The 13,647-nt window shown below is 69.2% G+C and carries 14 protein-coding genes; 6 read left to right on the top strand and 8 right to left on the bottom strand.

The genetic code is table 11. The features are described from left to right. Positions 1-81: 81 nt before the first annotated feature. Entirely contained in the window at positions 82-801 is a 720-nt protein-coding gene (locus tag V3W46_RS15735; protein ID WP_331784083.1) for an MBL fold metallo-hydrolase, read from the bottom strand. A 127-nt stretch (positions 802-928) separates the two neighbouring features. Between V3W46_RS15735 and V3W46_RS15730 the strand changes: the two genes are divergently transcribed. Next, positions 929-1,585 carry a TetR/AcrR family transcriptional regulator gene (locus V3W46_RS15730; protein WP_331784082.1) on the top strand — a complete coding sequence of 219 codons (657 nt, stop codon included), beginning with the start codon at positions 929-931 and terminating at the stop codon, positions 1,583-1,585. Here the strand turns inward: V3W46_RS15730 and V3W46_RS15725 are convergent. From V3W46_RS15725 to pyrE, 3 genes are all read right to left on the bottom strand, one after another. Further along, positions 1,582-3,516 (bottom strand): DUF2207 domain-containing protein, encoded by a 1,935-nt coding sequence (locus V3W46_RS15725; protein WP_331784081.1) that lies wholly within the window; start codon positions 3,514-3,516, stop codon positions 1,582-1,584. The two genes, V3W46_RS15730 and V3W46_RS15725, sit on opposite strands and share 4 nt — an antisense overlap. 80 nt (positions 3,517-3,596) lie before the next feature. Next, complete coding sequence (locus V3W46_RS15720) at positions 3,597-4,154, bottom strand: septum formation family protein (RefSeq protein ID WP_331784080.1); 558 nt, start codon at positions 4,152-4,154, stop codon at positions 3,597-3,599. A 179-nt stretch (positions 4,155-4,333) separates the two neighbouring features. After that, positions 4,334-4,885: an orotate phosphoribosyltransferase gene (gene pyrE, locus V3W46_RS15715; RefSeq protein ID WP_331784079.1), complete on the bottom strand. Its 552-nt coding sequence runs from the start codon at positions 4,883-4,885 to the stop codon at positions 4,334-4,336. Between the two features lie 130 nt (positions 4,886-5,015). On the opposite strand from pyrE, the gene V3W46_RS15710 reads away from it, so the two are divergent. Then, entirely contained in the window at positions 5,016-5,855 is an 840-nt protein-coding gene (locus tag V3W46_RS15710) for an exodeoxyribonuclease III (RefSeq protein ID WP_331784078.1), read from the top strand. 12 nt (positions 5,856-5,867) lie between these two features. Here V3W46_RS15710 and V3W46_RS15705 read toward each other — a convergent pair whose 3' ends face one another. Then, a complete protein-coding gene (locus tag V3W46_RS15705; RefSeq protein WP_331784077.1) occupies positions 5,868-6,794 on the bottom strand; it encodes an AEC family transporter in 927 nt (308 codons plus the stop codon). Between the two features lie 196 nt (positions 6,795-6,990). Next, positions 6,991-9,183 (bottom strand): acyltransferase family protein, encoded by a 2,193-nt coding sequence (locus V3W46_RS15700; RefSeq protein ID WP_331784076.1) that lies wholly within the window; start codon positions 9,181-9,183, stop codon positions 6,991-6,993. Between the two features lie 118 nt (positions 9,184-9,301). Here V3W46_RS15700 and V3W46_RS15695 point away from each other — a divergent pair, with 118 nt between their 5' ends. Further along, positions 9,302-9,748, top strand: coding sequence for a YdeI/OmpD-associated family protein (locus V3W46_RS15695; RefSeq protein WP_331784075.1), 447 nt, complete (start codon positions 9,302-9,304; stop codon positions 9,746-9,748). 38 nt (positions 9,749-9,786) lie between these two features. On the opposite strand, the gene V3W46_RS15690 is transcribed toward V3W46_RS15695, so the two are convergent. Beyond that, the gene (locus V3W46_RS15690) at positions 9,787-10,398 is read right to left on the bottom strand and encodes a DUF4865 family protein (RefSeq protein WP_331784074.1); all 612 of its coding nucleotides are present in this window, start codon (positions 10,396-10,398) and stop codon (positions 9,787-9,789) included. Positions 10,399-10,528: 130 nt separating this feature from the next. Here V3W46_RS15690 and V3W46_RS15685 point away from each other — a divergent pair, with 130 nt between their 5' ends. The 3 genes from V3W46_RS15685 to V3W46_RS15675 all read left to right on the top strand — a co-directional run bounded on the left by V3W46_RS15685 (position 10,529) and on the right by V3W46_RS15675 (position 13,261). Then, positions 10,529-11,290, top strand: a complete 762-nt coding sequence (locus V3W46_RS15685; RefSeq protein ID WP_331784073.1) for an META domain-containing protein — start codon at positions 10,529-10,531, stop codon at positions 11,288-11,290. An 85-nt stretch (positions 11,291-11,375) separates the two neighbouring features. Continuing rightward, on the top strand, positions 11,376-12,692 hold the full coding sequence (locus V3W46_RS15680; protein ID WP_331784072.1) for an aminotransferase class V-fold PLP-dependent enzyme: 1,317 nt from the start codon (positions 11,376-11,378) through the stop codon (positions 12,690-12,692). Then, positions 12,689-13,261 carry an iron-sulfur cluster assembly scaffold protein gene (locus V3W46_RS15675; RefSeq protein WP_331784071.1) on the top strand — a complete coding sequence of 191 codons (573 nt, stop codon included), beginning with the start codon at positions 12,689-12,691 and terminating at the stop codon, positions 13,259-13,261. The genes V3W46_RS15680 and V3W46_RS15675 overlap by 4 nt, the downstream gene beginning before the upstream one ends. A gap of 86 nt (positions 13,262-13,347) precedes the next feature. Here the strand turns inward: V3W46_RS15675 and V3W46_RS15670 are convergent, their stop codons facing one another. After that, complete coding sequence (locus tag V3W46_RS15670; RefSeq protein ID WP_331784070.1) at positions 13,348-13,608, bottom strand: hypothetical protein; 261 nt, start codon at positions 13,606-13,608, stop codon at positions 13,348-13,350. Positions 13,609-13,647: the final 39 nt, after the last annotated feature.

The raw sequence follows: 13,647 nt of genomic DNA, 5'->3' as shown, positions 1-13,647 counted from the left end.
CGCGCTACTCAACCAGCGGCCCGCACTACGCCGGTCGAGTAGCCCGCACCGCGGGCGTATCAAGACCCACGCGCAGGCTATTCAGGCGCCGGCAGCAGCGGCCCGGGTCTCACGCACGGCGGCGACCGTTCCGCCCCCGTACGGCGCCCCGTGGCCCGGCAGCACCCACGTGGCCGTGATGCCCTCGAGGTGCGAGAGCGACTCGAGCGCCTCGGCCGGGTCGTCGGTGAACGGGGCGGGCTGCATTCCGGTGACGCCGTTGAGCACGTGCCGGGTCGTGAGCGCGTCTCCGACGAACACCGCATCGACGAGTGGCGAGTAGACGGCGATGCTGCCCGGTGAGTGCCCGGGCATCCGGATGATCTGCGGAGCACCCGGCAGGTCGAGTGTCTCACCACCGACCAGTTCGCTCACCTCGGTGAGGTACTTCGGCGAGAACATTCCCTTGCGCAGGCTGTAGGCGGCAAAACCGAGCGTGGGCCCGATCTTCATGTGGCCGCCAGGCGACTTCGTCTTCTCGAGGCCCTTCGAGCGGGCCGCGTCGGCCTCGTGCAGGTAGATCGGCACGCCGGTCTCGCGCCGCAGCTGCTCGGCGAACCCGATGTGGTCGCTGTCGCCGTGGGTGATGATGGCGCCGCGGATGTCGGCGAGAGAGCGGCCGATCGTGGCGAGTTCGTTCTTCAGGTCGGCGTACATGCCCGGCAGGCCGGCATCGATCACGGTGATGCCCTCGTCGGTGACGATGAGGTAGACCGCGACGATGTCGTTGCCGATGCGGTGGAGCGAGGGGCCGAGTTTCATCGGAATCTCCATTGGTGTGAGGTTGGTCGCTATGCTTGCGTGATAGCTACTCTACGTAGCCATGATGGCTAACGTCAATAGCCATACTCGGATTCGCCGCCGTGCGCGGCCAGAGAGGCGGCCCGCCGTGCCCACCCCCGATCGCACCTCGCTCGACGACATCGTGCGGGCCGGGCGCGACATTCTCGAGACCGAAGGGGCGGCCGGGCTGACGATGCAGGCCGTCGCCCAGCGGGTCGGCGTACGCGCGCCGTCGCTCTACAAGCGGGTGAAGAGTCGCGACGATCTCATCGGGCTCATCGCCGAGTCGACGGTCGACGACCTGGCGTCGCGTCTCTCGGCCGCCGCGATGACCCAGCCGCGACCGGATGCCCGCGAGCACCTCGTCGCCCTCGCCCACGAGTTCCGCGCCTTCGCCCTGGCCAACCCCGCCGGCTTCCACCTCATGTTCACGCCCGGGCCGAGCGTCAGTCGGCCCGACGTGACGCTGCTCGCCCGCGCCGCTGAGCCGCTGATGGAGGCGACCGCTCAGCTGGCCGGTTCCGACAACGCCCTCGAGGCGGCCCGCACGGTCACCGCGTGGGCGAACGGGTTCATCAGCATGGAGCTGGCGGGCGCCTTCCAGCTGGGCGGTGACGTCGACCGTGCCTTCGAGTTCGGCATCGCGCGCCTGGCGACGGCGCTCGCCCCTGACGCGCTCGGCCCTGCGCGCTCGGCGGGCGCCGAGGGCGCTGACGGCGCTGGCGCGCTCAGCGTCACGATGTCACGGCGACAGAGCAGCTAGACCCCGCCGCCGCCACCACCGCCACCGCCGCCGCCCGAGAACCCGCCGCCCCCCGAGCCACCGCTCGAGCTCGACGACGTGCTCGCGGCGAGACTGGCGTCGACCGTGCTCGACAACGACGAGATGGCGCTCACGAACAGCACCGCGTTGAACGTGCTGATGTTGCCCCCGTACCAGTCGGGCTGCGACCCGAGGTTCTCGTAGTAGGTACCCAGCACCTGCGCCCACTCCTGCTCGAGTCCGAGCAGCACCGCGTAGGGCAGCAGTTTCTCGTAGATCTTCACCACCTGGCCCCAGTCGGGCGCGTTCACCTGTGTCTTCAGCGCACCCTCCGGGGTCTGCAGCATGGCGAACCGGTCTTTCTCGGCCAGCTTGATGTAGAGCTCGAGCCCCTTGATGTAGTCGCGCAGCTCGGCGCCCTTCGCCGTCAGGGGTTTCTTGAAGCCGGCCACGAACACGGTGATCGCGGCGGCGATGCACACGCCGATGAGGATGATCGGCACCACTCCGCCGTAGTCGTCGCTGAGCGCGAGGGTGCCGGCGAAGAACGCCAGCGCACCGAACACCAGCACCCCGAGCGCGAACAGCCCGCTGAGCAGGGTGGTGCCCCCGCGCACGAAGCCGTCGGTCACGGCACGCTGGCGCTCAGACTGCAGCAGGGCAGAGATACCCCTGGCGAGTGACGTGTCCTGCTTCTCGATCTGCTTCCACGCCCCGAGCTGCAGGGGCTCGCCGAACAGCAGTTTCACGAGGTGCAGTTCGGTCGCGTCGAGCCCGTCGAAGCTGACGAGCTGCAGCCAGTACGTGGTGCCGCCCCACATTCCGGTCTTCTCCTGCTCGACGATCTGAATGTTGTGCCGCACCGCAAGGCTCACGAAGCTCGCTGCCGGCGCCCGCTTCGTGTCTTTCGTGATCACCGAGGCGAGCATCAGGTTGACGCCCTTCGGCACGGTGTACTCCGCGATGATCGTCGGCCGGCCGGGTGCGTCTCGAAGCACCGTGAATCTCAGGATGATCGCTCCCACCGCCACCAGAACGGCCAGCAGCGCGAACACGAGTTGGGCGATCGCGGCACCCGAGGCGAAGAACGAGTCGTCGCGCGGGGTGAAGGTGCCGGGGGCGAAGCCGATTGCGACGGTCACGTTCTCGCCGACGCCGAGCGCAATCGGCGTGGTCGCGAACGTGACGGGCGAGCCCGGGGCGAGGTCTTCGCCGGGGGTCGCGGTGCTCGCGATGGTGCACGTGCTCGACGACCCCGATGCCCCGTCGTAGCAGGCGAGCTGCCCGTTCAGCGACGGCGCGAGGTCGCCGGGCACGTGCACGGTCGCGGTCACGCTGTCGAACGGCTGCTTCCACGCCGTGCCGTTGGTGTCCCAGTAGAACTCGTCGTCGTTCGTGTCTGAGAAGTACCGCGTGACGTTGGTCTGCGTGTAGGTCAGCACGTAGACCTGCGATCCGTGCACGAAGTCGTCGGCCGCGATCGTCACGAGCAGCAGGTCGTCCTGCGAGTCGGTGGTGTACGACCGAGGGTTTCCGTCGCCGTCGGTGACGCTCACGATGCTCACACCGGTCGGGTGGCCGTCGTACTTCTCGGGGATGGCCCGCTGGATGCCGTGGTTCTGGTTCGAGGCCGGAAACTGGGCATCCAGTGTCTCGACGGTCGTCAGGGTGGAGTGGCCCTGGGCGTCGCGGCCGAGCGTGTAGTCACCCGAGAAGCTGTTGAACGTGAAGTCGTTCACCCCGGTGCCGACAGCAGAGAAGGGTTGCGGTGCCGAGGCGTCTGCCGGCGCGTGTGCGGCCGCCTGCGCCCCTCCGGCCACCGGCGTCTCCGCCGTCGCGGCACCTGCCGCCGAGGCCGGCCCGGCCGAGAAGACGACCACGCCCGCCACCATGGCCGCCGCCGCCAGTGCACGAACAGTGCGTCGAATCACTCCCGGCCGCCTTTCGATCTGAGCGGCGCTCGTTTTCAGCGCCCGAACTCATCGAACCTATCAGGCGAGGCCGGGCATCCCTACCCGCCGAACGCCGCCGGGGCGAAGTCGCCCGTGAGGGGCAGGCTCGACGACCGGCTGACGAAGCACGAGTAGCTGCGCATGCCGGCCGCCCACTGCGCCTGGTTCACCGGGTAGTCGGCCTGCCACACCACGTCGGGGTAGGCGCCGAGTATCGCGCTGTTGAAGTTCGCCGGAATCTGGCACAGCAGGTTCAGCTGCTGTGCGATCGCGTCTTGCCCCGGATAGGCGGCCGTCGGGTCGTCGCTGAGCGACCCGGTGCTCATCACCTGGGCCCCGTGCGGGCCGGCGCAGTCGACCACCGTGAACTTCTGCTGCCAGGCCGACACGAACGGGTTGATGCACTCACCGCCGCGCAGGTCAGACCAGTCGTACGTGCCGGCGAGCTGGCGCCCCGTCGTCGAAGTGGGGGTGGGGGTCGGCGTGGGCGTGAGCGTCGGCGTCTCCACGGGGGTGGGCGACGGCGCGGCCGACAGGATGCCCGGCAACCGTGTGCCGAGCAGAAACAGCGCGCCCAGCACCAGTACCGCGACCACGACGACGGCGGCCGGCAGCACGAGCCGCCCCCGCCCCCGCTGGGCCGGCAGGTGCTCCCCCGCCCGGGCGGCCGGCGAGGATCTGGGCGTGCTCCCGGCCCGCGCGGGCTCGGACCCTCGAGCCGGCGCCGCCGGTGTGCCCGGTGCGCCCGGTGCGCCCGGGGTGTTCGATGCGTTCGGCTCGTCGGGCTGCACTGGCGCTAGCTGAGCCCGAGGTCTGACAGGCAGATGGCGTAGAAGTACGGGTAGCCGGCCGCCTCGATGCGCTCGCGCGCCTCGGTGTTGCGGTCGACGACCACGGCCACACCGGCCACGATCGCGCCCACCTTCTCGAGCGCCTCGATGGCCTTCAGCGGCGAACCACCCGTGGTCGAGGTGTCTTCGAGCACGACGACGCGCTTGCCCTCGAGATCGGGGCCTTCGACCTGGCGGCCGCGACCGTGGTCTTTGGGTTCTTTGCGCACGACGAAGGCGTCGTACGCGAGCCCGCGCGCGGCACCCTGGTGCAGAATGGCGGCGGCGACGGGGTCGGCGCCCATGGTGAGCCCACCGACGGCCGAGACATCCGGAATCTGCGCGATCACATCGAGCATGACCTGCCCGATGAGCGGCGCGACCCGGTGGTCGAGGCTGACCCGGCGCAGGTCGACGTAGTACGTCGCCTTCTTGCCGCTGGTCAGTGTGAAGTCGCCGTGGAACACCGCGTCGTCGGAGATGTACTTGATCAGCTGTTGTCTAACGTCGTCCGTCACGCGATCCACCCTACCTGCCCCGCCTCGACCACCACGGATCACGATTTTCGCCCGAAAACGACCAGCGAGGGGCGATTTTCGTGATCTGCGGGCGAACGGCGAAGTCGCAGGCGGCGAATAGGCTTGCTGCATGCGTGTTGCGACCTGGAATGTGAACTCGATCAGGGCCCGGGTGGGCCGCGTGACCGATTGGCTGGTTCGCGAAGACATCGACGTTCTCGCCATGCAGGAGATCAAGTGCCGCGAGAACCAGTTTCCGTATGAGCCGTTCACCGAGGCGGGTTACGACGTCGAGCTGCACGGCCTAAACCAGTGGAACGGAGTGGCCTTCGCGAGCCGCCTCCCCATGGACGACCTCGCCGTCGGCTTCGAGGGCGTTCCCGGGTTCGGCAAACCCGACGAGAACGGCGTGCTGCCGTCGGAGGCCCGCGCGCTCGGCGTGACGGTCAACGGGGTGCGACTGTGGAGCCTCTACGTGCCGAACGGCCGCGAACTCGGCGACCCGCACTACGACTACAAGCTGAGGTGGCTCGAACAGCTGGCGGCCGAGACGCGCGGCTGGCTCGCCGAGCATCCTGACCAGCCCCTCGCGCTGATGGGCGACTGGAACATCGCCCCCCTCGACAGCGACGTGTGGGATGTTCGGCTCTTCGACGGCGCCACCCACGTCTCGCCGCCCGAACGGGCCGCCTTCGCCGCGTTCGAGCAGCTCGGGCTGAGCGACGTTGTTCGCCCGCTCGTGCCCACCGGCTACACCTACTGGGACTACAAGCAGCTGCGCTTTCCGCGCAACGAGGGCATGCGCATCGACTTCATCATGGGGTCTGCCCCGTTCGCGTCGCTGGTGACGGATGCCCGCATCGACCGCAACGAACGAAAGGGCGAGGCGCCGAGCGACCACGTTCCCGTGGTGGTCGACCTCGACCTCGATCTCGAAGGCGACGACGACGACCGCCCGATGGCGCTGTGATCTCGGTGCTGGTCAGCCCGGAGCGAGCAGGGCCGAGATGACCAGCAAGACCGGCAGGGCCGCGATGGTGGTGAGCAGCACGACGTCGCGCGTGACGTCGATGCCGACGTTGAAGCGAAACGCGTAGTTGAACATGTTCTGGGCCGTCGGTAGGGCCGCGAGCACCACGACGGCGAACAGGTGCACGCCGTCGAGGTGGAAGACGAACGCCGCGAGCAGATAGGCGACCACCGGCATCAGCACGCTCTTCAGCGCGGTCGCGACGATGATCTCGAGGCGGTCGGCGCCGGGCGGCAGCAGCCGGCGGCCGGCCAGCGACATGCCAAATGTGATGAGCACCGTGGGCACGGCCGCTCCGCCGATCAGCACGAACGGCGCCAGCACCTGGTCGGGAATGTGCAGGCCGAGCAGCGCCACGATGAGCCCGGCCAGCGAGGCGATGATGATCGGGTTGCGAAAAGGCTGGGTCACGATCGAGGCGAGCGACACCTTCTCACGGGTCGACAGGTCGAGCAGGGTGAGCAGGATGGGCGCCATGATGATCAGCTGGAACATCAGCACCGGCGCCACGAACTGCGCGCTGCCGAGCACGTATACGGCCACCGGCAGCCCGATGTTGTTCGCGTTGACGTAGGAGGCCGACGCGGCGCCGAGCGCGGTGAGGGCCAGCGGACGACGGAAGAACAGCCGCGAGACCAGCACGAACAGCGCGGCCGACACCACCACCGACACGATCGTCACGACCAGGAACGACGAGAAGATCACCGTCAGGTCGGCCCGCGCCAGCACTGTGAAGAGCAGCGCCGGGCTGGCGATGAAGTACACGAACCGGTTGAGCGCGACGGGTGCGTCGGCGGGCAGCACCCTGACGCGCTGCACCACGTAGCCGAGAATGATCACGACGCCGATGATGCCGAAGCCGGTCAGCACCCCGGTCACCGGCGACTCACCTCACTGCCGGCCTGCGAGCCCTGCCCGGTCACGGGCGTCTCGCCCCCGCTGCTGGCCTGCGATCCCCGCCCGGTCACCCGCGAGTGAGCCCCACTGCCGGCCAGCGATCCCGGCAGGGTCACGCGCGAGTCAGCCCTACTGCCCACCCGCACTCGTCCCCCGCTCACGCCGATGTCCGGTCAGCTCACGGCGCCGGCGACGCCTGTGCCATCGCCCCGAGCAGGGCCGAATTCAGGTACGGCTCGAGGGTGGTCGCGAACGTGTTGGTGAGGTGGTCTTGGTCGCGGTAGACGTTCGCGCCGCCGATGACGGCGTAGCAGTCGGTCGACGAGCAGAACATCGAGCTGAAGTCGAGCAGCGTGACGTTCTGGCCGGCCGCGATCGCCGCCTGGGCCGCGACGGCCACCGGTGGGTCGGCGACCAGCCCGTCGGCCCGCGGCTCGACGCAGTCGGCCGGGTCTGAGGTGCGCAGGCACTTGTTCGGGTCGTCGCTCCACGCCGGGTTGTCGACCGCCGTCACCACGGGGGTGCCACGATCGGTCACCTCTTTCCAGGCGTCGGTGAAGCCGGCTGCGAGCGCCTGGCCGGTCGCCGAGGTTCCGGGGGCGGCGGCGTCGGCGAGCGCGGCGGTGAACACCGCGTCGTACGGCTGCACCGAGGCGAGCTCGGTCGTGAGATTGGCACGCCAGGCGTTGCACGAGCGAGAGAACGCGTCGACCCCGGGCATCGCGTCGGTGCTCCACGGGCATCCGCCCTTGATGTAGGTGGTCAGTGCCCAGCCGTTCGCGTCGGCCATCGAGATGAACGGGGCCAGCAGCGCATAGGCGTGCGAGTCGCCGATCAGTGCGACCCGTTTGGCGCTGGGGTCGGTCGACCCGAAGTGGCAGGCGAAGAGCCCCGAGTCGTTGAGCGTCACCAGGCACTCGGGGTTCGAGGGCCGGTCGGCGTTGCCGAACCCGGGCGATGGGATGATCGTGTCGTCGAGCGCCGTGTTCGGGCAGCTCGCCGTACCCGCGGCCACGGTGGCTGCGGCCGGCGTCACCGTGCTCGTGCCCGACGCGTCGGTGATTTCGGGCGCGGGGCCGGCGGCCGCGCCGAAGCACGCCGGCGGGTCGGCGACCGTGCTCGCCAGCTGGCTCGCTGCCGCGTCGTACTTGGGCTGCTGCACCACCCACACGCTCGACACCAGCAGTGTGAGCACGGCCATGCCGGCCAGCATGAAGGTGAAGGTCATGCGCGGGCGGGGGCGCCGCGCCGTCCAGAACGACCACTGCCTGGTCGGGTCTTCGACGAACTTCTTCGTCAGCCACGCCAGCACCACCGCTATCACGAAGAGCGCGACCCGGTTGTAGATCGACAGCCCCCAGCCCGGAATGAAGGGGGCGATCACGATCAGCGGCCAGTGCCAGAGATAGAGCGAGTACGAGATATCGCCGAAGAAGCGCGGCACCCGCGTGCTGAGCACCCGGCCGATGTCGAACCAGCGCTCTGAACGGTGCGACACGATCACGGCGGCGGTGCCGAGCACCGGCACCAGCGCCGCGTACCCGGGAAACGGAGTGTTGCGGTCGTAGGTGTAGCCCGCGACGAGAATCGCGACGACCCCGGCGTAGCCGAGCAGGTTCACGAACCACGCCCGGGTGGGCCTCAGCCGCGGGATGAGCGCCAGCAGGGCACCGACTCCGAACTCCCAGACGCGGGTGTAGGTGACGAAGTACGCCGACGCGGGGTCGTTGTTCGTGGCGATGACCGAGAGCACGAACGAGATCACCGTGGCGATCACGACGAGCGCGATCATCGCGTTCCACCGCCCGCGGTCGCCGTACTTCGTGGCGAGGCGCTTCACCCCGAAGAAGGATGCCCCCAGCAACAGGATCGGCCAGACCACGTAGAACTGCTCTTCGAGCGACAGCGACCAGTAGTGCTGCACCAGCGAGGCGTCGCCCGACGCCGCGAGGTAGTCGACGGAGTTCGCCGCGAGCGCCCAGTTCTCGACATAGAACGTGCTCGCCAGAATCTCTTTGAGGTTCTCGGCGAGAGCGCTCAGCGGCATGATGGTCAGCGTCGCGACGGTGCTGAACGCCAGCACGAGCAGGGCGGCCGGCAGCAGACGCCGCACCCGTTTCGCCCAGAAGTTCGGCAGCTTGATGCGGTCGGTGCGTTCGAGCTCGCGCGAGAGCTGCTGGGTGATCAGGAAGCCCGAGATGACGAAGAACACGTCGACCCCGATGTAGCCGCCCGTGAGCCGCCCGGGCTCGAAGTGGTAGACGACCACCAGCAGCACGGCGATGGCACGCAGGCCCTGCACGTGTGGGAGGAAGTGGGCCGGAGCACCGCGCTTGGCGACGGTCTCGCCGCGTGTGGTGGTCGAGTTCATATCGCCCCAATGCTACTTGGCGGCTTCTGGGCGAAAGCTCCGCCCCCGTCGTGTCTGTGGTGTTTCAGGCCCGGCTGGTGATTGTGGAGGAGCCACCGCGGCGGCCATACTCCTTGGTATGAACTTCCACGCCGTGCTGAAGCAGAGTGGAAAGACGGCCACGGGCATCGTCGTTCCGACCGATGTGTATGAGGCACTGGGCAGTGCCAAGCGGCACGCCGTCGTGGTCACGATCAACGGCTTTTCGTACCGCAGCACGGTCACTCCCTACCGGGGCGAGATCATGCTGCCGGTGAGTGCCGAGGTGCGCGCGGGCGCCGGCATCGCGGGTGGAGACGAGATCGACGTCGAGATCGTGCTCGACGACCAGCCGCGCGAGGTCGCGGTACCCGACGACTTCGCCGCGGCACTCGACGTGGTTCCGGCCGCACGCGCCTTCTTCGACGGCCTGTCGTATTCGAACAAGCGCCGCTTCACGGTTCCGATCGACGACGCGAAGACCCCCGAGACCCGCCAGCGCCGCATCGACTCCGCCGTGGCCAAGCTCGCCGACGGCACGCTCTAGCCGGGCGCTCCATCCGGGCGCTCCGGCGAAACGCTCGGCTACCTGCGGGCCAGCCGCGCCAGCCCCGGGGCTGACAGGTGCAGCACCTCGTAGCGCTCCGTCACCGCGCCGCCGGGTGCAGCATCCCCCGAATGCTGCACCCCGCCAGGCTCCCCCACCCAGAGACTGAACTGCACGAGCTGCCACGTGCGCGGATCGACGGCGACGGCCACCGAGTGCAGCCCCGGCAGCTCGAGCAGGGCCGGGAGGGCATCCACCCGCGCTGCGACCAGGGGCTGCGGGTCGACGTCGTCGGCAACGTGGATGACCGACCGCAGCGCCACGGTCGGCGACCCCTCGACGGCCGGGCCCCGCGCGAAGCCCGCGCCCACCCAGGTCTGGGCGACCGGGCGCCCGAAGTCGCGCACGATCGCGCCGAATCCGTCGCCGCCCCAGAGGAAGGTGCCCGCCGCGAGCGGAGCATTCCACAGGTAGAAGGGGGCGTACTGGTTCACGCTCGACCCGCGCACCCCTGCCTCGCGCACCAGATAGGCCTTCAGGCCGAGCCCCGGGTACTGGTCGAGGGCGTGCCCGCGCTCGGCCACCCGCGTTCGGATGACGCCCATGTCGTAGTCGGCCGGCAACGTGATCTGGTACTGCATGGCGAGCATGCCCTCATGCTACGACCGTGCTGCCGCTGCGCGCCCGCAGCTCCTCATCCGAGACGGCCGAGATGCGGCTGCATGAGTTGCCTGCGTTCGGGCGCGCGCGATACTGTGCGAGAGACAATCGGAGGCTCCCATGGCACGACTCATCCCCCTCGCCGTTCTGCTCGCAGCAGCGGCGACCGCGATCGCCCTGACGGGATGCTCGGCCGAGACCGTGCCCGAGACGCCGCCCGCCTCACAGGCCGCCGACAAGGCCGTCGAGGCCGGGTTCCAGGAGGGCGCCCTCGTCGGCGTCTGGACCATCGACCAGAAGTACGATTCGCCCGAGCAGCCGTTCGTGGCCTTCGTGCAAGACAACACCTGGATCGCCTCCGACGGCTGCAACCGGGTCGAGGGCACCTGGAAGGTCGACGCCAACGGCGTGATGGCCACCACCGCCGGTCCGTCGACGATGATGGCCTGCGAGGGTGCGCAGATTCCGCTCGCCGTGACCCTCGCCGACCACGTGGCGGTCAACGGCGACTACCTCACTATCGACAGCTCGAACAGCACCACGACCACTGAGCTGGTGCGCTCGATCGACCCGACCGTCGGCCCGCAGGGCTGGCCCATCGGTTACTGGACGCAGAGCAGAACCTCCACCTCGCCCTTCCTCTCACTCTCGGCCGACCGCACCTTCACGGGCAGTGACGGCTGCAACATCATCGGTGGCACCTGGACCCCGGGCAGCGCCGCGAGCCAGTCGGTCACCTTCACCGACGTGACCAGCACCATGATGTTCTGCGAAGGCGTCGACACCTGGCTGAGCGCGGCCGCGAGCGCCTCCGTGCAGGGCAGCATCATGACGGTGCAGAACGCCGGCGGCCAGGTGATCGGTTCGCTGAACTCGATGTGACCGGCGGATGCCGCGCCGCCCTCCTGGCGCGTCATCTTCGTCACGACCCGCCCCCGCGCCGGCGCACGAGCTTAAGCTGGAGGGGATGAGTACTACGCAGAGCACCGTTGAAACCACCGTCGCCGAACCACTCAGTGCGGCAGAGGTGCAACGACTGCGTCTCGACTTCCCGATTCTCGGCGAACAGGTGAACGGGCATCCGCTCGCCTACCTCGACTCGGGCGCCACCAGCCAGAAGCCGCTGCAGGTGCTCGACGCCGAGCGCGAGTTCTACCTGCACGAGAACTCGGCGGTGCACCGGGGTGCGCACACGCTGGCGGCCCTGGCCACCGAGAGCTTCGAGAACGCCCGCGCCACAGTTGCTCGCTTCATCGGCGCCGACGACGACGAGGTCGTCTACACCTCGAACGCCACCGAGGGCATCAATCTCGTCGCGTACGCGATGTCGAACGCCAGCGCAGGGCGCGGCGGGGCGGCCGCCGAACGGTTCCGGCTCGGGCCGGGCGACGAGATCGTCGTCACCGAGATGGAACACCATGCGAACCTGCTGCCCTGGCAGGAGCTGGCGGCCCGCACGGGAGCAACGCTGCGATATATTCCGATCGACGAATATGGTGCGCTGAGGCTCGATGAGGCCGCCGGGATCATCGGCGAGCGCACCCGCGTCGTCGCCTTCACGCACGTGTCGAACGTGCTCGGCTGCATCAACCCGGTCGAACACCTGGTGGCCCTTGCGCGCGCCGTGGGCGCACTCGTACTTCTCGATGCCTGCCAGTCGGCACCGCACCTCGGCCTCGACGTGCGGGCGCTCGACGTCGACTTCGCCGTGTTCTCGGGCCACAAGATGCTCGGGCCGACCGGCGTCGGCGTGCTGTACGGGCGGCGCGAGCTGCTGAACGCCCTGCCGCCCTTTCTCACCGGCGGTTCGATGATCGTCTCGGTGAGCATGGAGCACACCGAATACCTGCCGGCCCCGCAGCGCTTCGAGGCCGGAACCCAGCGCGTCTCGCAGGCGATCGCCCTCGGCGCCGCCATCGACTACCTCTCGGCCGTCGGGCTCGACCGCATCTCCGCGCACGAACATGCTCTCGGTCAGCGCCTCGTCGAGGGGCTGTCGGGTATCGACGGTGTGCGGGTGCTGGGGCCGCAGTCGGGGCAGCCTCGGGTGGGGCTGGCGAGTTTCGATGTGGCGGGCATCCACTCGCACGATGTCGGGCAGTTTCTGGATGACCGGGGCATCGCCGTGCGGGTGGGCCACCACTGCGCGCAGCCGTTGCACCGTCGCCTCGGAGTGGTGTCGAGCACCCGTGCCAGCACGTACCTCTACACCACCGACGACGAGGTGCACCGGTTTCTCGCCGGGGTCGCCGACGCCGTGACCTTCTTCGGAGCACACGCATGAGCGACACCGCGATGCAGGGCCTGTACCAGCAGGTCATTCTCGACCACGCGAAGGAGAAGCACGGCTTCGGCCTCGCGCCGTCGGCCGACGCCCACTCGCATCAGGTGAACCCCACCTGCGGCGACGAGATCACGCTGCAGCTGCAGCTCGACGACGGTGCGGGTGACGCCCTCGCCGGGCGCCCGAGCGACACGGGAAGGGTCGATGCGGGAGCCGGCGACGCGCGCGCGGGCGCGGGAGATGCGGGCGCCGGCGACCCGGGCGCCGGCGCGGCTGCATCGCCGCGCATCCGCGCCCTGCAGTGGGAGGGCCAGGGCTGCGCCATCTCGCAGGCGTCGGCCTCGCTGCTCAGCGACCTCGTGCCCGGACTCACCGTGAACGAGCTCTCAGAGCGCATCGACGTCTTCCGCGTCGCGATGCGCTCGAAGGGCGCCATCGAGCCCGACGAAGACCTGCTCGGCGACGCCGTCGTGCTCGGCGGGGCCTCCCGCTACGTCGCCCGCGTCAAGTGCGCCATGCTCGCCTGGGTCGCCGCCGAGGAGGCCCTGCTGCAGCTCGAGCCCCGCTGAGATTCTGTGACCGCTGCCACCTCGCTCTGTTGAGCGCGGTATCGGTCAATCGGCGATTGCTTCGTCGGTGTCGAGCGCGGTATCGGTCAATCGGCGGTTGCTTCGTCGGTGTCGAGTGCGGTGTCGTCGGTCGCGTGGCCAGCGGGCGCGCGCATGTTGGCCACGATGGCGAACACGTCTTGCAGGTTGTTCAGCAGGAACACGAAGTACAGCGGCACCGTCACCACCAGCAGCGCCCACGTCGCCAGCGTGACCACGATGGCCGCCGACCGCCGCGACGGCACGCGCACGGGCGTGTCGAACGCGCGGATGGGCGGGCCGTCGGCTCTGCTCTTCGATGTCAGCACGGGTTCACCATGGCGCCATTCTGTCCCGGCTTGCTGACG

This window comes from Subtercola sp. YIM 133946, from assembly GCF_036553535.1.
Lineage (GTDB): Bacteria > Actinomycetota > Actinomycetes > Actinomycetales > Microbacteriaceae > Subtercola.
This window is presented reverse-complemented; position numbering and strand designations above follow the sequence as displayed.